Annotated in this window: 23 protein-coding genes; 7 read left to right on the top strand and 16 right to left on the bottom strand. The window is 64.5% G+C overall.

Translation table 11 applies throughout. The features are described 5' to 3' along the window. The coding region (locus E3T50_RS12460; protein WP_166784220.1) for an integrase core domain-containing protein at window positions 1-116 on the top strand (116 nt) is incomplete at its 5' end. A gap of 32 nt (window positions 117-148) precedes the next feature. Here E3T50_RS12460 and E3T50_RS12455 read toward each other — a convergent pair. Then, entirely contained in the window at window positions 149-553 is a 405-nt protein-coding gene (locus tag E3T50_RS12455; protein ID WP_134552290.1) for a hypothetical protein, read from the bottom strand. A gap of 225 nt (window positions 554-778) precedes the next feature. Here E3T50_RS12455 and E3T50_RS12450 point away from each other — a divergent pair, with 225 nt between their 5' ends. From E3T50_RS12450 to E3T50_RS12440, 3 genes are all read left to right on the top strand, one after another. After that, window positions 779-2,143 (top strand): GAF domain-containing protein, encoded by a 1,365-nt coding sequence (locus E3T50_RS12450; RefSeq protein ID WP_134552288.1) that lies wholly within the window; start codon window positions 779-781, stop codon window positions 2,141-2,143. Window positions 2,144-2,199: 56 nt separating this feature from the next. Beyond that, complete coding sequence (gene exaC / locus E3T50_RS12445) at window positions 2,200-3,723, top strand: acetaldehyde dehydrogenase ExaC (RefSeq protein WP_134552286.1); 1,524 nt, start codon at window positions 2,200-2,202, stop codon at window positions 3,721-3,723. A gap of 155 nt (window positions 3,724-3,878) precedes the next feature. After that, window positions 3,879-4,367, top strand: a complete 489-nt coding sequence (locus tag E3T50_RS12440; RefSeq protein ID WP_134552284.1) for a DUF779 domain-containing protein — start codon at window positions 3,879-3,881, stop codon at window positions 4,365-4,367. 27 nt (window positions 4,368-4,394) lie between these two features. Here the strand turns inward: E3T50_RS12440 and aroB are convergent, their stop codons facing one another. The 11 genes from aroB to E3T50_RS12385 all read right to left on the bottom strand — a co-directional run bounded on the left by aroB (window position 4,395) and on the right by E3T50_RS12385 (window position 16,000). After that, window positions 4,395-5,483: a 3-dehydroquinate synthase gene (aroB, locus tag E3T50_RS12435; RefSeq protein ID WP_134552302.1), complete on the bottom strand. Its 1,089-nt coding sequence runs from the start codon at window positions 5,481-5,483 to the stop codon at window positions 4,395-4,397. Window positions 5,484-5,502: 19 nt separating this feature from the next. Next, the gene (locus E3T50_RS12430; protein WP_241990905.1) at window positions 5,503-6,033 is read right to left on the bottom strand and encodes a shikimate kinase; all 531 of its coding nucleotides are present in this window, start codon (window positions 6,031-6,033) and stop codon (window positions 5,503-5,505) included. Between the two features lie 6 nt (window positions 6,034-6,039). Then, the gene (gene aroC, locus E3T50_RS12425) at window positions 6,040-7,248 is read right to left on the bottom strand and encodes a chorismate synthase (protein ID WP_134552282.1); all 1,209 of its coding nucleotides are present in this window, start codon (window positions 7,246-7,248) and stop codon (window positions 6,040-6,042) included. A 5-nt stretch (window positions 7,249-7,253) separates the two neighbouring features. Continuing rightward, on the bottom strand, window positions 7,254-8,132 hold the full coding sequence (locus E3T50_RS12420; protein ID WP_134459163.1) for a shikimate dehydrogenase: 879 nt from the start codon (window positions 8,130-8,132) through the stop codon (window positions 7,254-7,256). Next, window positions 8,125-9,567 carry an endolytic transglycosylase MltG gene (gene mltG / locus E3T50_RS12415; protein WP_241990904.1) on the bottom strand — a complete coding sequence of 481 codons (1,443 nt, stop codon included), beginning with the start codon at window positions 9,565-9,567 and terminating at the stop codon, window positions 8,125-8,127. The genes E3T50_RS12420 and mltG overlap by 8 nt, the downstream gene beginning before the upstream one ends. 2 nt (window positions 9,568-9,569) lie before the next feature. After that, window positions 9,570-10,040: a Holliday junction resolvase RuvX gene (ruvX, locus tag E3T50_RS12410; protein WP_134459438.1), complete on the bottom strand. Its 471-nt coding sequence runs from the start codon at window positions 10,038-10,040 to the stop codon at window positions 9,570-9,572. A 98-nt stretch (window positions 10,041-10,138) separates the two neighbouring features. Continuing rightward, the gene (alaS, locus tag E3T50_RS12405; RefSeq protein ID WP_134552280.1) at window positions 10,139-12,793 is read right to left on the bottom strand and encodes an alanine--tRNA ligase; all 2,655 of its coding nucleotides are present in this window, start codon (window positions 12,791-12,793) and stop codon (window positions 10,139-10,141) included. A 70-nt stretch (window positions 12,794-12,863) separates the two neighbouring features. Further along, entirely contained in the window at window positions 12,864-13,112 is a 249-nt protein-coding gene (locus tag E3T50_RS12400) for a hypothetical protein (RefSeq protein ID WP_241990903.1), read from the bottom strand. Window positions 13,113-13,244: 132 nt separating this feature from the next. Then, a complete protein-coding gene (locus E3T50_RS12395) occupies window positions 13,245-13,616 on the bottom strand; it encodes a DUF948 domain-containing protein (protein ID WP_134552278.1) in 372 nt (123 codons plus the stop codon). A gap of 135 nt (window positions 13,617-13,751) precedes the next feature. Continuing rightward, complete coding sequence (gene rpsD, locus E3T50_RS12390; protein WP_092107727.1) at window positions 13,752-14,381, bottom strand: 30S ribosomal protein S4; 630 nt, start codon at window positions 14,379-14,381, stop codon at window positions 13,752-13,754. 278 nt (window positions 14,382-14,659) lie between these two features. After that, a complete protein-coding gene (locus E3T50_RS12385; RefSeq protein ID WP_134459157.1) occupies window positions 14,660-16,000 on the bottom strand; it encodes a replication-associated recombination protein A in 1,341 nt (446 codons plus the stop codon). A gap of 108 nt (window positions 16,001-16,108) precedes the next feature. Here E3T50_RS12385 and E3T50_RS12380 point away from each other — a divergent pair, with 108 nt between their 5' ends. The 3 genes from E3T50_RS12380 to E3T50_RS12370 all read left to right on the top strand — a co-directional run bounded on the left by E3T50_RS12380 (window position 16,109) and on the right by E3T50_RS12370 (window position 19,077). Then, a complete protein-coding gene (locus tag E3T50_RS12380) occupies window positions 16,109-16,930 on the top strand; it encodes a peptidylprolyl isomerase (RefSeq protein WP_134552276.1) in 822 nt (273 codons plus the stop codon). A gap of 110 nt (window positions 16,931-17,040) precedes the next feature. Next, complete coding sequence (locus E3T50_RS12375) at window positions 17,041-18,273, top strand: DUF349 domain-containing protein (RefSeq protein WP_174844756.1); 1,233 nt, start codon at window positions 17,041-17,043, stop codon at window positions 18,271-18,273. Window positions 18,274-18,471: 198 nt separating this feature from the next. After that, complete coding sequence (locus E3T50_RS12370) at window positions 18,472-19,077, top strand: type IV toxin-antitoxin system AbiEi family antitoxin (protein WP_166784292.1); 606 nt, start codon at window positions 18,472-18,474, stop codon at window positions 19,075-19,077. On the opposite strand, the gene E3T50_RS12365 is transcribed toward E3T50_RS12370, so the two are convergent. The 4 genes from E3T50_RS12365 to yajC all read right to left on the bottom strand — a co-directional run bounded on the left by E3T50_RS12365 (window position 19,074) and on the right by yajC (window position 24,739). Next, window positions 19,074-21,329, bottom strand: a complete 2,256-nt coding sequence (locus E3T50_RS12365; RefSeq protein ID WP_134552272.1) for a RelA/SpoT family protein — start codon at window positions 21,327-21,329, stop codon at window positions 19,074-19,076. The two genes, E3T50_RS12370 and E3T50_RS12365, sit on opposite strands and share 4 nt — an antisense overlap. A gap of 172 nt (window positions 21,330-21,501) precedes the next feature. Then, complete coding sequence (gene secF / locus E3T50_RS12360; protein ID WP_134552270.1) at window positions 21,502-22,515, bottom strand: protein translocase subunit SecF; 1,014 nt, start codon at window positions 22,513-22,515, stop codon at window positions 21,502-21,504. Beyond that, a complete protein-coding gene (gene secD, locus E3T50_RS12355; protein ID WP_134552268.1) occupies window positions 22,515-24,236 on the bottom strand; it encodes a protein translocase subunit SecD in 1,722 nt (573 codons plus the stop codon). Before secD ends, secF begins: the two co-directional genes overlap by 1 nt. 116 nt (window positions 24,237-24,352) lie before the next feature. Beyond that, entirely contained in the window at window positions 24,353-24,739 is a 387-nt protein-coding gene (gene yajC / locus E3T50_RS12350; protein WP_134552266.1) for a preprotein translocase subunit YajC, read from the bottom strand. Between the last annotated feature and the right edge of the window lie 26 nt (window positions 24,740-24,765).

The raw sequence follows: 24,765 nt of genomic DNA, 5'->3' as shown, positions 1-24,765 counted from the left end.
GAGCAGCAACGTACCTGGACTGGATTCATAGCTACAATCACCACAGACCCCATACCGGCATCGGCGGCAAATCACCCATCGACCGCGTTCACAACGTCAGTGGGAAGAACACCTAGGGCGTGGAGCTTCGCGGCATGGCCGGCGCCGGTCAGGGACGGAGAACGGCCACGCCATCATTGTGTGCGACGAACAGGCCGGTGAGGCGCATGAGCGTGCCGAAGGACTCGGTCAGTTCGATCGCCCAGGCCCGATCGGCCTCGGTGAGGGCTGCTGGTCCCGGCCGCTCCAGCGCGACAATGACACTGCCGCCCGGAGCCTCCTCGGCGAGGAGGTCGTTGATTCCGGCGGCGAAGGGCCGCACCGAACCGGGTTCGGGCCGCACGGGAATTCCATCGATGGGTATCAGCAGCGGGAGCTGCTGCCCGTGGGCGTCGAGCAGCATGAGCCACAGCTGCCGGCGGATGGCGTGGCCGACGAGGTCGAAGACGCGTGCGCGAGCGTGTTCTACCGTGGTCACGGGCAGAGCGTCGACGATATCATGCGTGGTTGTCATGAAGTCAGCATGAGCGGATGCTTCGATAGCCAGCGGTTATCCCGAGAAATCCCTGGCACGCCGAGGTTGTGGATAATCTCCGACGAACACGTGCGACTGATCACCGCTCCGGCGGTTACAATCGACCGAAACTCCAGCCGATCAACCGAGCTCTACCCCTAGAATGAAAATTCGACGGTGGCCTCGGCCGCTTCGCTCGACCACTGCTAACGGAGGCAGACGCTGATGGGACACGGCTTCAAGAGTACGTCGTCGGTTCCGTCTGGCTCCGCGCGTGAGAGTCTGGTCGCTTTGGAACGTGCCCACGAATCCGCCGTCAACGACCGGGTCTTCCAGACCGGTGTGCGCAAGCTCGTGCAGGATTCCTGGCAGCGTTCTCTCTCCCTCAGCCTCGACCCGGCGAGAGTGACACCCGATCGCACGTTGACCGACGCCGAACTACGCGGCCTGCGAAACCAGCATCCGCTGGCCGCGGTCTTGCCCATCGTGCACAACCTGCTCATCCGACATGCCTTCGACGTCGGGCTGCTCGTTGCGGTCGGCGATGAAACCGGTCGGCTGCTCTGGATCGACGGTGACCGGGTACTGCGCCGGCAGGTCGAGGAGATGCTGTTTGTGGAGGGCGCCGATTGGTCGGAAGGCCGGGTCGGAACGAGTGCCCCAGGCACCGCCCTCGCGCTGGACCGCGGTATTCAGATTTGGCGGGCGGAACACTTCAACGCCCTCGCGCACCCGTGGAGCTGCACGGCCGTACCCATCCACGACCCGGATACCGGCGAGATCCTCGGCGTTATCGACATCACCGGCGGCGACCAGGCGGTCGCGCCGCAAACGCTCCCCCTCGTGGAAGCCGCCGTCGCGGCGATGGAGGCGGACTTGCGCATTGCGCGTCTTGATCGCCCGACAGGTTTCTCCAGGGCACATCGACTGCACGTATCCCCGCCGCCGCGATCCCCACGGGTGGTGGCGGCCTCGATGAGCGTGCTGGGCACGGACAACGGTCGAGTGCATTGCGGCGAGGGCAGCGTCGACGTGTCACCACGCCACGCCGAAATTCTCACCCTGTTGGCCTGGCACCGCGAGGGGCTTTCGGCCGATCGACTCTCGACTCTTCTCTCCGACCAGGGAACAGGGGTGGAGACCCTGCGCGCCGAGATGGTCCGGGTGCGTAAGGTGCTGGCACTTCTGGAATCCGTCCACACCATCGCGTCCCGTCCCTATCGGCTGGAGTTCCCGTTCGAACTCGACGCTCAACGCGTACTGGCATTCCTGGACAGGGGCGCCCATCGGGTGGCGCTCGGTGCCTACCGCGGGGCGGTCCTTCCCGGCTCCAACGCGCCCGGAATCGTCGAAATACGCCTGGAGGTGAGCCGTCGCCTGCGCGAAGCGTTGCTCTCCGACGCCTCGGTCGACCTTCTCCTCTCCTATGCCCGCACCGAGGAGGCTACCTGGGACACCGAGGTCTGGCGGGCCTGCCTCGAACTGCTCCCGGCCCGCTCGCCCAAGCGTGCCATGGTCGTTGCGCAACTGGCGCGCATCGAGGGTGAGATCGGCACGCGACGCAACATCCTGCAACGTTCCCGGTCCTAGAGTCGACACAGGCCGCAGGATTGCGAGCCCGACACCGTTGTCGAACTAGGAGTGATATGACCGTCTATGCAGCCCCCGGAACACCCGGCTCCAAAGTTACCTTCAAGTCTCGGTACGAGAACTGGATCGGTGGCGAATGGGTCGCCCCGGTCAAGGGCCAGTATTTCGAAGACATCACCCCGGTCACCGGCAAGCCGTTCGCCGAAGTTGCTCGCGGCACCGCCGAAGACATCGACCTGGCCCTCGACGCCGCCCACAAGGCCGCACCGGCCTGGGGAAAGACCAGCCCCGCTGAGCGCGCAGCCGTGTTGAACAAGATCGCCGACATCATCGACGCCAATGTCGAGATGCTTGCCGTCGCCGAAACCTGGGACAACGGCAAGGCCGTACGCGAGACGATCAACGCCGACATCCCCCTCGCCGCCGACCACTTCCGTTACTTCGCCTCGGCGATCCGCGCCCAGGACGGTGACCACGCCCAGCTCGACGGAGACACCGTCTCGTACCAGTTCCACGAACCCCTCGGCGTCGTCGGACAGATCATCCCTTGGAACTTTCCCATTCTGATGGCTGTCTGGAAGCTTGCTCCTGCCCTCGCCGCTGGCAACGCAGTCGTGCTCAAGCCGGCCGAGCAGACCCCGGTCTCCATCCTCGTGCTGATGGAACTCATCGGTGACATCCTCCCCCCGGGGGTGGTCAACATCGTCAATGGTTTCGGCCTCGAGGCCGGCAAGCCGCTCGCCTCGAGTAACCGCATCCGCAAGATTGCGTTCACCGGTGAAACCACGACCGGTCGGCTCATTCTGCAGTACGCCTCCGCCAACATCATTCCGTCGACTGTGGAGCTCGGCGGTAAAAGCCCGAACATCTTCTTCAGCGACGTCGCGCAGGAGAAAGATGCCTTCTACGACAAGGCCCAAGAAGGATTCGTGCTGTTCGCCTTCAACCAGGGCGAGGTCTGCACGGCCCCGAGCAGGGCGCTGCTGCAGAAGCCGATCTATGACAGTTTTCTTGCCGACGCGGTCATCCGTGCCAAGAAGATCATCCAAGGCAACCCCCTCGACACGGACACCCAGATGGGCGCCCAGGCGAGCAACGACCAGCTCGAGAAGATCCTCTCCTACATCGATATCGGCACCAAGGAAGGCGCCATACTCGCCCTCGGTGGTGAACGCGCCGACCTCGGCGGCGACCTCACCGGCGGCTACTACGTGCAGCCGACCATCTTCGAAGGCCACAACAAGATGCGTCTCTTCCAGGAGGAGATCTTCGGGCCGGTGCTCGCCGTGACGAGCTTCATCGATTATGACGACGCCATCTCGATCGCGAACGACACCATCTACGGTCTCGGTGCTGGCGTGTGGTCGCGCAACGGCAACGTCGCCTACCGGGCCGGGCGTGATATCCAGGCCGGTCGTGTTTGGGTCAACAACTATCACGCCTACCCGGCCGGCGCCGCGTTCGGCGGCTACAAGAGTTCCGGCATCGGCCGCGAGAACAACAAGCTCGCTCTCGGTCACTACCAGCAAACCAAGAACCTGCTCGTGTCCTACTCCGAGAACAAGCTCGGCTTCTTCTAAACCGCCCCGTCATGAGGATGTGACCCGCAGCAGCATCCCAGCGGATGGGACTTCGCTGCGGGTCTGGTCTGGGGGCTTCCAACGACGTATTGTCGTCGGCAGCCCCACTTTCATCACGTGTCTTACACTTCATAAAAAATTGGGAAGGTCCGCCCATGCCAACACCCACGATCACCGCGTCGGTCACAATCGCCGGCGAAACCGTCCCTCGCGTCGAACTCACCCCGGTCGCGGTCGATCTGCTCCGCAACCTGTGGGAGGAGCACGGGCCGCTTATGTTCCATCAGTCCGGCGGCTGCTGTGATGGCAGTTCGCCAATGCTCTTCATGGCCGGGGAGTTCATCACCTCCGATCAGGACGTGCGCCTCGGCCAATTCGACCTGGCCCCGGCCGATGAACCCAGTCAGCCGCTCGACTTCTGGATGTCGGCCGAACAGTTCAGTTATTGGAGCCACACCTTTCTCACCGTCGATGTCGTGCCCGGCCGCGGTAGCGGGTTCAGCGCCGAAGCACCGCGCGGGGTGCGCTTCCTCATTCGCTCGGAGCTCATGACGGTGATCACCCCGTTCGCGGCTGCGGCAGTCACCGACCGGGTCGGCGCGGCTGCCGCAGCCCCGCCCGCTGCGGCGGCAGCTCCGAGCTAGCGGCAGTTTCGGTCCGGCGGCTGGCGGCTACTGCCCGATCGCCTGGTAGGCGCTGAACAGCAGCGAGGCATCCGGGCCCTCGAGGATGGTCGGCTTACCCACATCGTCGAGCACGACGAAGCGCAGCATGCCGCTGCGGGTCTTCTTGTCGCGCTGCATCGTGGCGAGCAGGGTGGGCCAGCGGCCCACCGGGTAGCCGGTGGGCAGACTCAATGATTCGAGGATGCTGCGGTGCCGGTCGACAACCTCGATCGAGAGCCGTCCGCTGAGGGCGGCAAGTTCCGCCGCGAACATCATGCCGACGGCGACGGCCGCGCCGTGACGCCAGCCATACCGTTCGGCGTGCTCGACCGCATGGCCGAGGGTGTGGCCGTAGTTGAGTATCTCGCGCAGGCCGGCCTCCTTGAAGTCCGCACCGACGATGCTGGCCTTCATGGCGATCGACAGTTCGATCAGCCGGCGAAATTCGGGGGTCTTCGGGTCTGTGGCCCGGTCGACATCCGCTTCGATGATGTCGAGAATCTCTGGAACCTGAATGAAACCGGCTTTCACGATTTCGGCGAAACCAGCGAGGATCTCGTTACGCGGCAGCTGCTCGAGCAGGTCCAAGTCGCAGAGCACGGCGGCGGGCGCATAGAAGGTACCGACGAGGTTCTTTCCCTCGGCGGTGTTGATGCCGTTCTTACCACCCACGGCCGCATCGACCATGCCGAGCACGCTCGTGGGAATCTGCACGAGTTTGACGCCGCGCAGCCAGGTGGCAGCCACGAAGCCGGCGAGGTCGGTGACAGCGCCGCCGCCGAGGCCGATCACGGCGTCGGTGCGGCTGAAGTCGGACTGACCCATGACGCCCCAGCAGAATGCAGCGACCTCAACGCGCTTGGCGGCCTCGGCGTCGGGAATCTCGGCGAGCAAGACCTCGGAGTAGGTCTGCAGCAGATTGTCGCGCAGGGCGACCGCGCGGGCGCCGACGGTAGCGGTGTGCACGATGAGTACCTTGTTGACTCCGCTGCCCAGCTGCTCGGCGACGGTACTGACCAGTCCACGCCCCACGCTGATCGGATAACTGTCGACCCCGGTCACGGTGATCACGGTGGTAGCGGGCTGGTCGGTCATCTCGTTCTTCTCGGTAATCTCAGTCATCATTTCTTTCTTGAACCCAATTCACGATTTCGTCGGCAATGCCACTGATGGGTCGGTTGGAGGTGTCCAGGCGAATCGTCGCGAGGGCTTCATAGGTGGGGCGGCGCAGGTTGTAGATGCGTTCCCAGTCGGTGATGCCGCCGGCTAAGAGCGGCCGTTTACTGCCGCCGAGGCGCGCCTGCACGGCCGCGGTGGTCACGCTCAAATAGACGACGGTCGCGTCTGTGAGATCGGCCTGGGTGTCGGCGTGCAGCACCGCTCCCCCGCCAAGCGAGACGACGGCCGGCTCGCCGAGCGCCCAGTTCACGGCTTCGCGCTCGACGATGCGAAAATATTCTTCGCCCTCGCGCGCGAAGATCTCCGCGATCGGACCGTAGCTTTCGACGATGCGCTTGTCGGTGTCAATGAAAGGCACGTTGAGCCCGCGCGCCACGCGGCGACCGATCCTCGTCTTGCCGGCGGCCATCGGGCCGATGAAAACAATCGGTAGCAGCGAGTTGCGCCGGGAGAACACCGCGTTCACGGCCGGCTACAGGGAGGCGTCGCTCGACGCGCCCGTTCGCAGGTTCGCCGGAATATTGGCCAGGTACGACTGAACGTTACGGCGGGTCTCACCGATCGAGTCGCCGCCGAACTTCTCGAGCACGGAATTGGCGAGCACGAGCGCGACCATCGCCTCGGCGACGACGCCGGCCGCCGGAACCGCGCAGACGTCGGAGCGCTGATGGTGCGCCGGTGCTGGCTCGCTCGTGGCGACGTCGACGGTGCGCAGGGCTCGCGGAATGGTCGCGATGGGCTTCATGCCGGCGCGCACGCGCAGCACGGTACCGGTACTCATGCCGCCCTCGGTTCCGCCGGCCTTGTCGCTGACTCGTTGAATGGCGCCATCCGCTAGCACGAGTTCGTCGTGCGCATCCGAGCCTCGGCGGCGGGTGGTCTCGAAGCCGTCGCCGACCTCGACACCCTTGATGGCCTGGATGCCCATCAGGGCAGCGGCGAGCTGGGAATCCAGACGGCGGTCCCAGTGCACGAACGATCCGAGGCCGGGGGGCAGGTTGTAGGCGAGAACCTCGACGACGCCACCGAGCGTGTCGCCGTCCCGGTGTGCGGCATCCACTTCAGCGACCATCAAAGCGGATGTCTCGGCGTCGAAGCAGCGCAGCAGGTCGGCGTCGAGGGCATCGACGTCTGCGGGCTCTGGCAACGGCGAGCCGTCTGGTACGCGCACCGGGCCGATGGCGATGGTGTGGCTGACCAGCTCAATTCCCAGCTCGTGCAGAAAAGACCGAGCCACGGCACCGAGTGCCACGCGAGCGGCGGTCTCGCGGGCGCTGGCCCGCTCGAGCACCGGGCGGGCTTCGTCGAAGCCATATTTTTGCATGCCGGCTAGATCGGCATGGCCAGGCCGGGGCCGGGTCAGGGGTGCACCGCGGCCGCGAGCGAGCGTGGCCGGGTCAACCGGTGCTGCACTCATCACGTCGACCCACTTGGGCCATTCCGAGTTGCCGATGCGCAGCGCTACCGGGCCACCGAGAGTGAGACCGTGGCGGACACCACCCGAGAGGGTGAGCTCGTCCTCCTCGAACTTCATGCGCGCGCCCCGGCCGTAGCCGAGTTTGCGGCGCGCCAGGTCGAGACGGATCGAATCAAGGGTGACCGGAATCCCAGCGGGCAAACCCTCGACAATGGCGATGAGTTCGGGGCCGTGAGATTCTCCGGCGGTGAGCCAACGAAGCATGGTTCCTATCTTTCCACAGCATCATGAGGGCCAGTGTCACGGGTCAGAGCGCCGCGCATGGCCGCGAGCACGGCCGCCTCATCGGGCAAGGGCTCGAACGGGTCGGCGGTGACAAACACCCGCACTTGGATGAGCGCCTGATGCAACAGCATTCCGAGGCCGTCGAGCACGCTTCCGCCGGCGACCTGCCACGACGTGGCCACCCCACTCGGCCACGGTGAATAGGCCACGTCGAACAAGACGGCCCGTTTCCGCAGCGCGAGCGGCAGCGGTGCGGGCAGCACGGTTCCCCCGGGCAGGGTGCTGATCACGACGTCGCTGTCGACCGGGGTGGAGCCGCCAAATCCTTGGAGGTCGACGACCACACCGAGCGACCGGCCGAGTTCGATTAGCGGCTGCGCTTTCTGCGGATCCCGCGCCAGCACCGTGACGAATTCAGCGCCGAGTTCCGCCGCCGCCACCAGGGCGGATGCCGCCGTCGCGCCGGCTCCGAGCAGGGTCACGTGGGTTGCCCGGGTGATGTCACCCTCAGCCAGTGCGCGCACCAGACCCGCAACATCCGTGTTGTACCCGCTCAGCGTTCCGCGACCGTTCACCTTGCGCAGCAGCACCGTATTGACCGAACCGGTCAGCTGCGCCACCCGATCGCAGTCGTCGATGAACGGCAGCACCTCCTGCTTGAGCGGCATGGTCAGTGACAGACCGCGCCATTCGGGCCCGACCTTGCTCAGGAACATCGCCAGGGAGCCCGATTTCACCTCGACGGCGTCGTAGGACCAGTCGAGATCCAACTGCCGGTAGGCAGCCCGGTGGAGCAACGGCGAACGGGAGTGTTTGATCGGCGAGCCAAGGACGGCGAGCCGATTCGGCGTGAGACTATCCATATTCGGGGTGCTCCCTCATCCAGTTCTGCCAGACGACAACAGCAGCATCGTGTTCTGCCACCGTGGTGGAGAACACCGTCTCGCCGGTGTCGAGGTTTACGGTCACGAAAAACAGCCACGATCCATCGAGCGGGTGCAGGGCGGCATCGATGGCCAGGTCGCCCGGGTTGGAGATGGGGCCAACGACCATGCCGGGATGCACGTAGGTGTTGTAGATGTTGCCGGCATCGCCGCGTTCAGCGTCGGTCGTGGTCACGAGGTGCGTGTTCCCGGTACCGTAGGCGACTGTTGCGTCGGACTGCAGCAGGCCGCTCTGCCACTGGGCGGGGTCCAGCCGGTTGCGAAAGACCCGAGACACCTTGTAATAGTCGTCGCGCAGGCCGGCTTCCCGCTGAATCAGTGAGGCGAGCACGACGGTCGACCAGCGGTCCTCGGCGGCAACTCCGGCAGAGTCGAGGGCCTTGAACTGGCGATTCACCATGGTCTGCAGTGCGATCTGCGCGGTGTCCCCCGGCGCGAACGTATAGGTAGCGGGAAAGAGAAAGCCCTCGAGCGTGGCCGCTTCGGCCGGCAGTCCGAACGATGCGACGTTCGCTGCGGCGGCCTGCAGATCAGCGAGGGGAATGTCCGTTCCCTCGGAAATCAACTGCAGCACATCGACGGCCGCGGTGCCCTCGGGCACGACCACGGTGCGGTTCAGTCGTGTCTTCGCGTCGAGCAGGGCAGCGAGGGCCGTGCTCGCGACCATTTTCGTCTTCAGCTGGTAGGCGCCGGGCTGGAACACCGGCTCCGGGGTCGTCTGCAACAAAATCCTGTAAAACGCATCGAAGCTCTTCACCACGCCCTGGTCGACGAGGGAACTGGCGATGTCCGAACCGCCGTCACCGTCGTGGATCATGACGACCACATCTTCACCGGCGACCGCTTCCTCCGCCGTGAAATCGGCCGGTCCCTGAGTGGCCGCGATGATCTGGGAGATGGGACCCTGAAGGAAGAACACCGTGCCGGCCAGGAGCGCAGCCAGAACGACGAAGACGATCAGGCAGCCCCAGGCGCCCTTGTGACCGCGCTTTTCCCGGGGCGGTTCGCCAGCGAGAAGCGACCGCCGATTCGCCCGACCGCGGCCGGAATCACCGCTGTCGTTCGCCATCAGATTTTGCATCGGATCAGCGATGGCATCGGTTGCGGGACCGATCGTCATGGGAATTGGAGCGGCCTCCGTCGGCCGACGCGGCACTACTGGTGCGGCGGAGGCGACCGAAGGGCGGGCTGGTTCAGACTTGATCTCCCCCACAGCCGGCTGCTGCGCGGCGGCCTGCGGCGCGGCGGCCTGCTGCGCGGCGGCCTGCTGCGCGGCGGCCTGCTGCGCGGCGGCCTGCTGCGCGCGCAACTGACGGCGGCTCGGCAGCTGATTTTCAGGGATGGAACTCGGCACCGTTACGGCCTCTCGGTCGGTTCGACGGGCGAGCCTGGCGGTCGCCCCGAGGCACGCTCGCTGTCGAGCGCGTGTTGCAGAATGATAGTCGCGGCTACCTGATCGATCACTGGTCGTTGCGTTTTCGCTGAACGACCGGATGCCCGCAACGCCGACTGCGCCGACACGGTCGAGAGCCGTTCGTCGACCAGACGCACCGGCACGGAGAGCGTGCGGGCGAGCCGGTCGGCGAAATCGATCGCGTCGTCGGTCGATGCCGTCACGTTGCCCGACAAGGCCAGCGGGAGGCCCACGATGACCTCGACGGCGTCAAGCTCGAGCACCACCGTGCGGATGCGGGCGACGTCGGTCACTCCCGACTGGTCGCGGGCGACGGTCTCGACCGGTGTGGCGAGCATGCCGTGGTTGTCGCTGCGGGCCAGGCCGATCCGCACCTTGCCGACATCGACGCCGATCCGCACCCCCGGGCGCATGCGGGGTGCGGGCGTCACCGTGGCGGGCACGACATCGCCCGCCGCGACCTCCGATCTGTCGGTCCGACGCCAGGCGGGGGTTCGGTCGGAGCGCATCGTTAGCGGCTGACCGCCGCAACGACGGCCTGCAACGCGGCCGGGATGGCGTCACCATTGGGGCCGCCACCCTGCGCGAGGTCGTCCTTACCGCCGCCGCCACCGCCGAGAATTGCAGCGACGGTCTTGGCGAGGGCTCCGGCCTTGTGCCCGGCAGCCCGAGCAGACTGGTTGGTTGCGACGATCACGACGGGCTTGTCACCGGCAATGGCCGAGAGCGCCACGACGACTGCGTCGGTGCCGAGGCGTTCCCGGGTATTGAGCGCCAGCATCCGCACATCGTCCGGGGAAGCGAGCACACCGAGGTCCTCGGCAACAACGGTCACGGCGCCGACCCGGCGAGCCGAGGCCAGCAGAGCCGGAACCCGGTCGGTCAGGGCGCGGGCTTCGAATGCGGCGATTTTCTTCTCCGCCGATTTGAGGCTCGTGACGAGGTCGCTGATGCGCTCGGGTAGCTGGTCGCGAGGAGTCTTCAGGCTCGAGGTGAGCTGTGACACCAGGGCGCGTTCGGCGGCAAGGTCGCGGAACGCCTCGAGGCCGACGAGCGATTCGACGCGGCGGTTGGCCGATCCGACCGAGGCCTCGCTGATCAGGTTGATCATGCCGATCTCAGCGCTGCTGCTCACGTGGGTGCCCGCGCAGAGTTCGCGCGACCAGGGACCACCGATGTCCACAACGCGCACGACATCGCCGTACTTCTCACCGAACAAAGCCATGGCGCCGAGCGCCTTCGCCTCGGCGAGGGGCAGCTGCCGCGTGGTGACCGGAAGATTGTCGCGGATGGCATTGTTGGAGATCTCCTCGATCTCCGCGCGAGTCGCCGGGGACAGCGCCTGGTTCCAGGAGAAGTCGAGGCGAAAGAACCCGGCCTTGTTGTACGAGCCGGACTGGTGGGCGTTCGGGCCGAGTACCTGGCGCAGTGCAGCGTGCAGAACGTGAGTGCCCGAATGCGCCTGGCGCGCGCCGCGGCGCCAGCTCTCGTCGACCACGCTTGTCGCGCTGTCGCCCACACCGACTTCGCCGGACTGCACCAGCACCTTGTGACTGATCAAGCCCTTGACCGGCTTCTGCACGTCGAGCACCTTGAGCTCGTAGCCGGGGCCGACAATGAGGCCGGCATCCGCTTCTTGCCCGCCGGATTCGGCCCAGAGGGCGGTTTCGGCGAGAATAACTTCGGCAGTCTCGCCGGCGACCGCGCTCGTCACGGATTCGCCGTCAACGATGAGTCCGAGCACGCCCGACTCGTTCCGCAGGTCGTCGTACCCCGTGAAGACCGTCTCGCCGAGGGCGCGGAAGGCGCTGTAGACGCCGAGGTCGGCCAGGGTCGTCTTCTTGGACTTCGCATCGGCCTTGGCCATGGTGCGCTGCTTGGTCATCAGCACGTCGAAGGCGTCACGATTCACGCTGAGGCCAGCTTCTTCGGCGATCTCGAGCGTGATCTCGATCGGAAACCCGTAGGTGTCGTGCAGCAAAAAAGCAGTCGGGCCGGCCAGTTCGGTTTTGCTGGCCTTTTTGGTCTTCGCGACGGCCAGGTCGAGCACGGCGCTGCCGCTCGCCAGGGTGCGCAAAAAGGTTTCTTCTTCGGCGAAGGCGGCCTGGCTGATGCGCCCGAAGTCGCTCTTCACCTCGGGGTAAGCGGCGCTCATGGCGTCACGCGAGGCGGGCAGCAGTTCGGGCATGCTCACGGTGTCGACGCCGAGCAGGCGCATGGCGCGCACACTGCGACGCAGCAGGCGGCGCAGAATGTAGCCGCGACCCTCGTTGGACGGCATGACGCCGTCGCTCATCAGCATGAGCGAGGACCGCACGTGGTCAGCGACGATGCGCATGCGAACGTCGTCGTCGTGGTCTGCGCCGTAGCGGCGACCCGACAGGGCGGCCGCGCGGTCGAGCACCGGGCGTACCTGGTCGATCTCGTACATGTTCTCGACGCCCTGCTTGAGAAAGGCGACGCGTTCGAGGCCCATGCCGGTGTCGATGTTCTTCTTCGGCAGGTCGCCGAGAATCTGAAAGTCGCTCTTGCCCGTGCTTTCACCGCGCAGGTACTGCATGAAGACCAGATTCCAAATTTCGACGTAACGGTCGTCATCGGTGGCCGGGCCGCCGTCAGCGCCGTAGGCGGGGCCGCGGTCGAAGAAGATCTCCGAGCAGGGGCCGGCCGGTCCTGGCTGGCCGGTGGACCAGTAGTTGGATTCCATGCCAAGGCGTTGGATGCGGTTATCCGGCACTCCAAGTGCCCGCCAGTAGCGGTACGCTTCGTCGTCGTCGAGATAGATCGTGACCCAGAGTTCGCTCTCGCGAAACCCGTAGCCGCCCTGGTTCTCGGGGGTGGTGAGCAGTTCCCAGGCGAAGCCGATGGCTTCTTCCTTGAAGTAGTCACCGAAGCTGAAGTTGCCGTTCATCTGAAAGAAGGTGCCGTGCCGCGGAGTCTTGCCGACCTCTTCGATGTCGTTGGTGCGAATGCACTTCTGCACGCTCGTCGCGCGGGGGTACGGAGCGGGAACCAGCCCGGTGAGGTACGGCACGAACGGCACCATGCCCGCCACGGTGAAGAGAAGGGTGGGGTCGTCGCTCACGAGTGACGCGGACGGGACAACGGTGTGTCCACGATCGGCGAAGAAGTCGAGCCAGCGCCCGCGAATGTCAGCAGTCTGCATGGTGTCCGTAGCTTTGGTGGTGCATGAATGTTGTGATGCCGTGAAATTGAGGGGTGCTGGAGTGGTGCTTCTACCGGTGGGCGGATGCTTCGGGCGCGCTGGGTGCTGGCGCATCACCCGCGCCGTCGGCGACGTGGCCGAGTGCGGCGTGCAGCTCGGCCTCGCGCTCGCGGTAGCCCTCAGATATGGCCTCGCCGAATTCGCGTGCCTTGGTGTCGAGTTCGGTGAAGAACGCTTTGCCCTGCCGGGTCTTGTTGACCTCGTGGGCAACTACGAAGCCGGCGGCCACGCCGATGACCAACCAGATGACATTCTTCATGGCACTTCTCCCTGAATCTGCGCGGCCTCTGACCGAGTCAATAGAACCGCATCGACTGAGGCCGGGTACCGCTAGCCTTGGCTATCGATAAGTCGGGCGCGGGAATATCAACGCCGTCTCCAGAGTAGCCGGTCAATCCCGGTTGCGCCCGGACCGCGGCCGCCCGGCGCGAAAGGCCGCCACTACCCCGGCCGAGAACCCGGCGAGCTTGATCAGCGGCCCGCCGACCGTCGCCGCGACTAACGCGACAAGCGCTGAGACGTTCCCGGTGACATCCGCAACGTTGCTCGTGATGGTATCGACCCGGGCGAGCTGCTGGTTGGTTGAGCGGATCGTCTCTGTCGTTTCCGCGAGCATCGGGGTGATTCCCTCGGTGAGTTCCTGGATGGCCGCGGTCGTCTTATCGAAGACCCGCCCCAGCTTGACCAGCGGAATGGCGATGACGGCGACCAAAATCGCGAACACGCCGGCAGCGATGAGTCCGGCAATATCTCCACCTGACACGGTGACTCCACTTCGCTCGATCGGCTCCTGCGGAGCCCGGGTATACAAAAGAGCGGATCACCCTGGGGTGATCCGCTCTTCAGCGTACCGGTTGCGAACAGCCCGAAGGTTATTGAGAACCAGTCGAATTGCTAGCTATCGAGCTGCGTAGTACTCGACGACGAGCTGAACTTCACACGTCACGGGAATCTCGATGCGCTTCGGGGCGCGCACGAGGCGGGCCTGAAGCTTGTCGAGCTCAACCTCGAGGTACGGCGGGAGCTTGGGGAGCAGGTCGACGTGTCCGCCGGCTGCTGCAACCTGGAAGGGCTCCATGCCCTCGCTGCGAGCCTTGACGTGCATGAGCTGGCCCGGCTTCACGCGGAAGGAGGGCCGGTCGACGAGTTCTCCGTCAACGAGGATGTGACGGTGCACGATCATCTGACGAGCCTGAGCCGTGGTGCGCGCAATCGCGGAACGGACGAGGAGAGCGTCGAGACGGGTCTCGAGGATCTCAACGAGGTTCTCACCGGTCAGTCCCTGACGACGACGAGCCTGCTCGAAGGCAATCTTGAGCTGGGCTTCGCGGATGCCGTACTGGGCGCGTAAACGCTGCTTTTCGCGCAGACGAACGGCGTAGTCCGAATCGGTCTTGCGCTTGGTGCGGCCGTGCTCACCGGGTGCATAGGGGCGCTTCTCCAGGAAGCGGGCTGCCTTCGGCGTGAGGGCGATGCCCAGGGCGCGCGAGAGGCGAGTTTTACTGCGGGTACGTGACTTGGTAGACACGGTTTCCTTTCAATCGGACTCAATAACAGGGATACCAGGGCGAGTGCGTATCACTACAGCACAAACGTCATGGGAGATCAGAGGATTGGGTGCCATGGGATGTTCGGCTACAGAACGTTTCCCCTCCAAGCTGGAAACGGACGCAGCCGCATGCCGAAACCAGTTGTAGACAGGGACAATGTTAGCACACCGCTTCATCCGCTCCTCGCTCCAACATCCAATCCGCAACCCCGCGGAAAACCCGCCATCGCGGCAAGTCCAGAGCGGAGGGCGGAGAATTATTCGTCGCGGACGATGCGGCGGATTTTCAGGAGGCGAGCGGAGATGTCGCGCTCGTGGCCGTGCTCGGTCGGCTCGTAATAGCGGGTGGTTTTCAGCTCCGTTGGCGGGTACTGCTGGGTGACCACGCCGAGCGCATCGTCGTGCGGATACAGGTAACCCTTGCCGTGACCGAGTCGTTTGGCACCGGGGTAGTGCGCGTCGCGCATGCCTTTGGGTACGCGGCCCATCTTGCCGGCCCGCACGTCGGCGATTGCCGCGTCGAGGGCCATGTATGCGGCGTTGGACTTGGGTGCGGTTGCGAGGTGCACGACGGCCTGGGCCAACGGTATCCGGCCCTCCGGCATGCCGATCAGTTGCACGGCGTCGGCGGCGGCGACGGCGATGAGGAGCGATTGCGGGTCGGCCATGCCGATGTCTTCGGAGGCGAGGACGATGATGCGGCGGCAAATGTAACGCGGGTCTTCGCCGGCCTCGATCATGCGCGCCAGGTAGTGCAGCGCGGCGTCGACGTCACTGCCGCGCACCGATTTGATGAACGCGCTGATCACGTCGTAGTGCTCGTCACCGTTGCGGTCGTAGCGCAGCAGGGCACGATCAACGGCGAGGGAGACAATATCGGTCGTGATCACTGGCTTACCGGTCGCTCCCGCTTCGAGCGTTGATTCGGCCGAAACGGATGCCGCCTCCAGCGCGGTCAGTGCCCGCCGGGCATCACCAGAGGCGAGTCGGATGATCGCGCCGCGGGCCTCGGGTTCGAGTTCGAACCGGTCGGCCAAGCCGCGCGCATCGGTGACGGCACGATCGACGACGATGCCGAGGTCGTCGTCGCTGAGAACTTCGAGGGTGAGCAACAGGGAACGAGACAACAGGGGGGAAATGATCGAGAACGATGGGTTTTCGGTCGTCGCGGCGACCAGGATGACGACGCCGTTTTCGACCCCGGGCAGCAAGGTGTCTTGCTGGGCCTTGGAGAAGCGGTGGATCTCGTCGAGAAACAATACCGTCGCCAGACCGTACAAATCGCGATTGGTGCGGGCATCTTCCATCACCTGACGCACATCACGCACGCCGGCCGTCACGGCGGATAACTCAACGAACCGTCGCCCGGAGCTGTGCGCGATGGCCTGCGCGAGCGTGGTTTTTCCGGTGCCGGGCGGTCCCCAGAGAATGACCGACACGCTGCCGCGTTCCCCCGTCTTGTCGCTCGCGAGGCTCACGAGTGGCGAGCCCGGTGTCAGCAGGTGACGCTGGCCGGCGACCTCGTCCAGGGTTTTCGGGCGCATTCGTACGGCGAGGGGGGTCGCACCACTGCGCAGACCTGGTTGAGCATCGGACATTCTTCCAGCGTAGTTTGTGCGTAGAGTTCTACGAGGTTGGGCGCGTTAGTGCCTGGATCACGTTTTGTTCGGTCGTCGCCAACCCCGACGGCCTTGGAGGGGTTCCAAGTGGCTTCGAATTACAAGCTTGAGCGTGCAGCACGTGAAGAGCGCGGACGTGTCCGTTCCTATCAGGCCAGACGGGCCGTGCACGAGTACCAGCAGAAGCGGCGCGTGCGTGACAACCTGATCGCCGGCGGCGGACTGCTCGTCGTACTGACCGTGATCGTGGTCGCCCAGGTGTTCTACTTCAACGGCGGTCCTGGCACCCCCGCCGCGACCGACAAGGCAAGCGCCACCCCTGCCGCGACGCCCGCTGCCACGGCAGCCGCCGGTGAGAACCTCGGCGACGTGCCGGCGAGCACCCTCGCTGAGGGCCGCACCTGGACCGGAACGCTCACTCTCAACGATGTCAAGCTCGGCATCGAGCTCGACGGCGCGCTGGCCCCGCAGGGGGTCTCGTCCACTATCAGTCTCGCCCAGAGCGGCTTCTACGACGGAGTCAGTTGTCACCGGCTCACCACTGGCGGGTTCTTTGTGCTGCAGTGCGGCGATCCCGACGCCGGGAACACGAGTCCGGACGCCACGCACGGCCCCGGCTACAGCTACGGTCCGGTCGAGAACGCCCCCACCGACAACGTCTACCCGGCCGGTACGCTCGCGATGGCGCGGCAGGGTGGGAACGGCTTCAGTATGGGCAGCCAGTTCTTCGTCGTGTACGACGACACCACCATTCCCTCGGACGCTGGCGGCGGTTATACGGTACTGGGGCACGTCACCAGTGGTCTCGATGAGCTCACGGCCACGGTCACCGACGCTGGCACCGCGGATGGTTCCGGGGACGGTGCCCCCAAGGTGCCGACTTCGATCACGGGGATAACAGTTCAGTAGGATCGATCGATCCCCCTGCGCTATTGCAATAGGCTTATACCGGTATTTCCTGGTTCCGCACTCCTTACTCCCGCGGATCCACACACAACAACTCAGCAAAGGTGACGCTCTTGACTACGACAGATCAGCAACCATGGGGTCGCGTAGACGAAACCGGCACGGTGTACGTGCGCGAGGCAGAGGGTGAACGCGCTGTCGGCCAGTATCCGGATGCCACTCCGGAAGAGGCCCTCGCCTACTTCGAACGCAAATATGTTGAGCTCAATGGTCAGGTCACCCTGCTCGAGCAGCGAGCGAAGGGTGGCGCTCCGGCCGCGGACATTGCCAAGTCGGTCGCCAACTTGACCGTTGCGGTCGCCAACGCCAACGCGGTCGGAAACCTGGCCGCGCTGGCCGAGCGGCTCGGCGCCCTCGGCGGAGCCGTCAGTGAGCTGACCGAGCAGCAGAGCATCGAGACGAAGGCCGCATCCGCTGCCGCCGTCGCCGAGCGGGCCGAGATTGTGACCGAGGCCGAGCGCCTGGCCGCCGAAGACCCGGCCAAGACACAGTGGAAGCAGACCAGCGCTGCTCTCGACGCCTTGTTCGCCAAATGGCAGGCGCACCAGCACGACGCTCCCCGCATTCCCAAGGGTGAGGCCAACGACCTATGGAAGCGTTTTCGGGCCGCACGCACCACCATCGAGCAAAACCGCAAAGCGTTCTTCGCTGAGCTCGACAGCGCTCACAAAGACGTGCGCACGAAGAAGCAACATTTGATCGAACAGGCCGAGGGTCTCGCCCCGCGGGGCGCCGATGGCGTCTCGGCGTATCGCGCCCTGCTCGACGAGTGGAAGAAAGCCGGTCGCAGCGGCAAGAAGCAGGACGACGCCATGTGGGCGAAGTTCAAGGCCGCTGGTGACGTGCTCTACTCGGTCAAGAGCGAGGTTGAAGCTCAGGACAACGAGGAGTTCTCCGCCAACCTGGTGCAGAAGCTCGCACTGGTGACCGAGGCCGAGACCCTGCTCAGTGCCACCGACCGCAACGCCGCGCGCGACACGCTCACCACGATCCAGCGCAAGTGGGACCTCATTGGCAAGGTTCCCCGTGACCAGGTCAAGCCGATCGAGGATCGCCTTCGCAAGGTGGAAGCGGTGGTGCGCAAGCTCGATGACGACCATTGGAAGCGCAACAACCCGGAGACCAAGGCCCGCACCGAGGGCCTCGCCGGCCAGCTGAACGATGCGATCGCCAAACTCGAGGCTGAACTGGCCACGGCCCAGAAGGGGCGGGATGCCCGTGCCATCAAGGACGCGACCGAAGCACTCGAAGCCCGTAAGACCTGGCTCAAGGCCATCGGCCAGTAGCCAGCGCAGCTCCGTAACCAGCATGGCTCAGCAATCAGCACGGTTCAGTAACCAGCACGGCTCAGTAACCAAAGTGGCTTAGAAACCAGCACGGCAGCAGAACCCCGCGAAGTTATGCACCTTCGATGCGTAACCGCTTTATCCACAGATCCAGGCTCCTTGGGGAGTCTGGATCTGGTTCAGCGCAATTCTGGTGGCATGGCACAGCATTGGGGACGAGCGTTCACGCTCAGCGACTTGCCGCTCGCAGAGCTCTGCGGCGCCCGTCTGGACGGGCAGGTCTTTCAAGTCGCCGATTCCTGGTGCGTGATCGATGAAATAGACGGATGCTCCAATCGGGCCCTCGCCGCCAGCCAGCTGGTCCCGCCCCGCGCCATCGCCGAACAGCTCACCGCCGCGTGGATTTACGGCGTGGCTCCAGAGCCGCGCCGCCACCAATTCTGTGTGCTGATCGGCGCGCGGACGACCGCACTGTGGTCACCGCGGGTTCGGGTACGCGAAATTGTGCGGACTCCCGATGACGTGCGCACCATTTCGGGAGTGAGGGTCACCACTCCCCTGCGTACCGCCGTCGATCTTGCCCGCTATACACCGACGTCGATAGCAACGTTCAACCTGACCGCCCTGCTGGCCCGCCTGCTGCACTACGGCGAGTTTCCCGATGTATCGACCGCTGTGAGCCTGTGCAAGCGCGGCAGCCCGGCTCACAGCACAAACGCCGTCGCCCGATTCGCGGCCGTCAGCGTCGCCCTGTCCGCGCTCCGTCAGCAGAGCGAACCGGGCAGCACGACCAATGTCGGTTAGCCGTCGCTGACCCGGTAGACGTCATAGACAGCATCGATGCGACGCACGGCGTTCAGCACGCGGTCGAGGTGGGTGGTGTCCCCCATCTCGAATACGAAGCGGCTGATCGCCAGGCGGTCTCTTGAGGTGTTGACGGTGGCCGAAAGAATGTTCACGTGGTGCTCCGACAGCACGCGGGTGACGTCGGAGAGCAGTCCAGAGCGGTCGAGGGCTTCGATCTGAATGTGCACGAGGAACAGGCTCTTCGAGGTGGGGGCCCACTCGACCTCGATCATACGTTCGGGTTCTTTGAGCAATGATTGCACGTTGTGGCAGACCGCCTGGTGTACCGAGACGCCGGCGCCGCGGGTGACGAAGCCGACGATTTTATCTCCGGGCACCGGAGTGCAGCAGCGGGCGAGCTTGACCAGAATGTCCGGCGCGCCGCGCACGAGCACTCCCGAGTCCCCGTTGCGGGAGGTTTGCGGCCGACCCCGGGCTGCAATCGGATAATCGTTACTGTCGTTGTCTTCGATGCTCTGCACCGAGGAGACGACCTTTTCGAGCACGGACTGGGTTGAGACATGCCCCTCACCGACGGCCGCATACAGCGCCGACACATCTTCGTACTTGAGGAGAGCCGCAACCTCCGCGAAAGAGTCCTGATTCATCAGCTTCTGCAGCGGAAGGTTCTGCTTGCGCATGGCCCGCGCGATCGCGTCGCGGCCCTGTTCAATGGCCTCGTCGCGTCGTTCCTTGGTAAACCACTGCCGAATCTTGTTGCGTGCCCGGGGGCTCTTGACGAAGTTGAGCCAGTCCTTGCTCGGGCCGGAGTCAGGGTTCTTCGAGGTGAACACCTCGACAACGTCGCCCGTGACGACCTCACTCTCGAGCGGTACCAAGCGGCCGTTGACCTTGGCGCCCATGGTTCGGTGGCCGACCTCGGTGTGCACCGCGTAGGCGAAGTCGACCGGCGTAGCACCGGAGGGGAGGCCAATGACGCGGCCCTTAGGCGTGAAGACGTAGACCTCTTTGGCGCCGATCTCATAGCGCAAAGAGTCGAGGAACTCGCCCGGGTCGGCCGTTTCAGCCTGCCAGTCAGAAATGTGGGCGAGCCAGGCCATGTCGGTGTCGCTCTGGGGCCCGGCACCGCCGGCACTCTTGCCGTTGACCTGTTCCTTGTACTTCCAGTGCGCGGCGACGCCGAATTCGGCGCGCTCGTGCATCTCGGTGGTGCGAATCTGAATTTCTACGGCGCGACCGCTCGGCCCGAGCACCGTCGTGTGCAGCGACTGGTACAGGTTGAACTTCGGCGTGGCGATGTAGTCCTTGAACCGGCCGGGCAGTGGAGTCCACCGAGCGTGGATGGAACCCAGCACCGCGTAGCAGTCCCGCACGGAGTTCACCAAAACGCGAATACCGACGAGGTCGTAGATCTCATCGAACTCACGGCCACGCACGACCATTTTCTGGTAGATCGAGTAATACTGCTTGGGTCGACCGGCGACCTTGCCACGAATGCGCGCCGATTTGAGGTCGTCGCTGATCGTGTCGATGACCTGCTGAACGAACTCCTCGCGCTGCGGCGTGCGCTGCTTGACCAGGCTTTCGATCTCGGCATACAACTTGGGATACAGCACGGCGAAGGACAGGTCTTCGAGTTCCCATTTGATCGTCTGGATGCCCAGGCGGTGCGCGAGGGGCGCGTAGATTTCCAGGGTCTCAGTGGCCTTGCGCACGGCGGATTCGTTGGGCACGAAACCCCAGGTGCGCGCATTATGCAGCCGGTCGGCGAGTTTGATGATGAGCACCCGAATGTCTTTGGACATTGCGACGATCATCTTGCGTACGGTCTCGGCCTGAGTCGAGTCGCCGTATTTCACCTTGTCGAGCTTGGTGACCCCGTCAACGAGCATGGCGATTTCATCGCCGAAATCGGCGCGCAGGGCGTCGAGCGTGTAATCGGTGTCTTCCACGGTGTCGTGCAGCAGGGCGGCAGCGATGGTTTTGGTGCCGATTCCAAGATCAGCCAAGATCTGAGCCACGGCGACGGGGTGGGTGATGTACGGCTCGCCGCTGCGACGCAACTGCCCGTCGTGAGCTCGCTCGGCGGCGGTATACGCGCGTTCGATGACCGACAGATCGACCTTGGGGTGGTTCAGCCGAACGGTCTTGATCAAACGATCCACAGCACCGGCAGGCTGCGCCCGGGAGAAGATGCGCGGAACCAGACGGCGCAGCGATGCCGGGGAGGGGGTCGTCGTGTCCGTCATAGTCTCACCTCGGCTTCACGCCCGGCAGAACACGCGGGCTGTGCTTGCGTACTGTCAATTATGCCGGTTCTGCGGCAGCCATCCTTACGCCCCCAGCGATACAATACCGGCCGTACCCAGAAGCGGCCAGCCCGCCGGGGCTGGCCGCTTCGCGTCGTGCGGGTGCCTGCGACTAGGCGGTGAGGCTCTCCGCGGCTGGAGACGAGGCCTTGGCACGCGCGGCGAGGGCCTTCTTGTCGTGTTTGCGAATGGCATCCTCACCGTTTCGCAGCTGGGCGTAGAGCGGTGTCGCAATGAATATGGTCGAGTAGGTACCGACCAGAACTCCGATGAGCAACGCGAGCGAGATGTCGCGCAGGGTGCCGGCACCCAGAACGAACGCACCGATGAACAAAATGGATGCCACGGGCAGGGCCGCCACGACCGAGGTGTTGATCGAGCGCACGAGCGTCTGGTTGACGGCGAGGTTGACCGACTCGGAGAAGGTCCGGCTCGAGCCTGAACCGTCCAGATTGGTGTTCTCGCGAATCTTGTCGAAGACCACAACGGTGTCGTACAGCGAATAGCCCAGAATAGTGAGGAAACCGATCACTGCCGCCGGCGTGATTTCAAAACCCGTGATTCCGTAGAAACCGGCCGTGATGACGAGGTCGTGCAGCAGCGCCACCATGGCCGCCACCGACATCTTCCACGTTCGGAAGTACACGGCCATGATGATGCCGGCGAGTATCAGGAAAACCACGAGGGCCCGAAGTGCCTGTCCGGTGATGTCCTGCCCCCAGGTCGCCCCGATGAAGGAGGTCGCGACTTCCGTGACCGGCACGTCATAGGCCGCAGCGAGAGCGTCACGCACTCCCGACGTCTGCCCTTCCGACAGCTGATCAGTCTGCACCCGGACACCGTCAGAACCGACGGTGGAAACCTTCGCGACGGCTTCGGGGACGACGCTCGCGACCGCGTCCGTTGCCGTGGTCTCTGACTGGCTCGTCGTCTGCGAAACGACGAACTCGCTACCCCCGGTGAATTCGATACCGAAGACGAAGCCACCGCGCAGCAGGAACGGACCGACGAGGGCAATGAGGATCATGCCACCGGCGATGAGATACCACAGTTTGCGACGCCCGACGATATTGAGCGAACGCGCACCCGTGTAGAGGTCATTTCCGAACTGCGAGAAACTGGCCATCAGGAATCCTTCCTGTCTGTCGATCGATCAGTGCTGGTTCCAACGAGTTCCGACGCCTTCCGTTCGGCGATGGTTTGCCGTTTGGCCGCCTCTTTGCTGGAGGATGAGGCCTTGGTCCCCGGGACAGCCGCCGAGGGCTCGAATCGAGCGCGTCCCCGGTAAACGGCACCGAGCGCTCGCGGATCGAGCCCGCTGAATTTGTGGCCCTCGTTGAAGAACTTCGTCTGAGCGACCAGCTGAAGCATCGGGTGCGTGAACAAGCCGACCACGAGGAGGTCGACGACCGTGGTGAGACCCAGGGTCAGTGCGAACCCGCGCACGTTGCCGACGGCGAGCACGAACAATACGGCTGCCGCGAGGAAGTTGACAACGTCGGAGGCGACGATGGTGCGGAAGGCCCGCTTCCAGCCAGCCTCGACCGAGGACTCCAGCCCGCGGCCATCACGCAGCTCGTCGCGCACGCGTTCGAAGTAGACGATGAACGAGTCGGCGGTGATACCGATGGCCACGATCAAACCGGCGACACCGGCCAGGGACAGGCGGTAGCCCTCGCGCCAGGACAGGATGGTGATCAGGAGGTAGGTGATCACCGCTGCCACGCCGAGGGACGCAATCGTGATCAAACCGAGAAGACGGTACTGCGCGAGCGAGTACATGACAACGAGGATCAAACCGATCAGGCCGGCGATGAGCCCATTCAAAAGTTGCGTCGAACCGAGCGTCGCCGAGATGGTGTCCTGGCTTTGCACGGTGAAGCTGATGGGAAGAGCACCGAACTTCAGCTGGTCGGCCAGGGCCTTGGAACTGTCCTGGTCGAATGAACCGGTGATCTGCGGCTTGCCGTCAAGGATGGCGCCCTGGGTGGCCGGCGCCGAAATGACTCGGCCGTCGAGCACGATCGCAAACTGGTTCTGCACACCGGTGAGGTTGAACAGTCGTGTTGTGACATCAGCGAATTTCGACGTTCCCGTGCCGTTGAAGACGATGTTGACCGCCCACTCGCCCGTGGTCGCGCCGCTCTGCGTGGTGCGCTGGCCGTTGGTCGCGTTGGCGATCGTCGATCCGTCGACCTCGACCGGGCCGAGGATGTACTTGACCGAGCCATCGGCTTCGCAGGTGATCAGGGGCTGGTTGGCCGGCGCCACATTGGTCGTGTTGATTTTGCCGCAGTCGAAGGCGTCGTACTCGGCCTGGAGTGCGGGCGTGACGTAGTTCAAATCGCTCGCGTTGGTCGGTTCGACGGCGGGCGTGGTCGACAGGCTCGGATCGACAGGAGCCTGCGGTGCAGGCGTTGCGGTACCGTCAGCGCCCATGGTCTGGCCGGACGGTTGGCCCGCCACGAGCACCGCACGGAACTCGAGCTTGGCAGACGACTTGATGCGTTCCAGGGTGGCGTCATCGGGGGTACCGGGGATCGACACGACGATGTTCCGACCGCCCTGGGTGTTGACCTCCGCCTCGGAGACTCCCGAGGAGTTGACGCGCTGGCGAATGATGCCCACGGCCTCGGTGAGCTGCTCCGAGGTCACTGTCGCGCCACTCTCGACCTGAGGGGCAAGGATGATCTGTGTTCCGCCCTCGAGGTCGAGTGCCAGTTTCGGCGTCCACGATCCGTTCTGGGTGAATACGCCGAAAGCGTTGAGGGCGATCAGGCCGACGATAAGCACGCCAAGCCAGGTCAGGGAACGCCAGGCCTTCTTGACCGGAGACGACTTAGCCACCTATGAACTCAGCTTTCTGTTGGCGCCCACGCCAGAATGCGTGGGCGCGCCGCGTGATGCAGTACGTGCGTTGTGTTACCTGTGATGCTCAGCAAGTATTGCGTGAACGAATGAAACTACGCGTCACCCTTTTTGGGCTGTTCGGTGCTGTCGGCGTCGCCCTCGGAAACCCGCTGGCCGAAATCTGGCTCGGTGAGCGAGTCGGTGTTATCGACACTGGAGTCATCGAGATCGTCGGCGACGACCGGTTCCACCACGCGGGCGATGGTCTGACGGTGGATTTCGACAACGACGCCGGGGGCGATCTGCAGCTCGACCTTGTTGGCCTCTTCATCGATGGCGATGATCGTGCCGTACATGCCGAAGTTGGTCATGACGTCGGCGCCGGGAACCATGGTGGCCTGCAGGGCTTCCTGGTCTTTCTTGCGCTTGCGGCCGTTGCGGAACATGAAGAAGACGAGAACGGCCAAAACGGCCAACATGACGAGAGTCAATGAATCCATAAAACTGTATTACCTTTCGATTGCGG

The sequence above is a fragment of the Cryobacterium gelidum genome (assembly GCF_004403985.1).
Taxonomy (GTDB): domain Bacteria; phylum Actinomycetota; class Actinomycetes; order Actinomycetales; family Microbacteriaceae; genus Cryobacterium; species Cryobacterium gelidum.
Note: the sequence above shows the minus strand (reverse complement) of the source record. Positions and strands in the feature narration are given on the sequence as shown.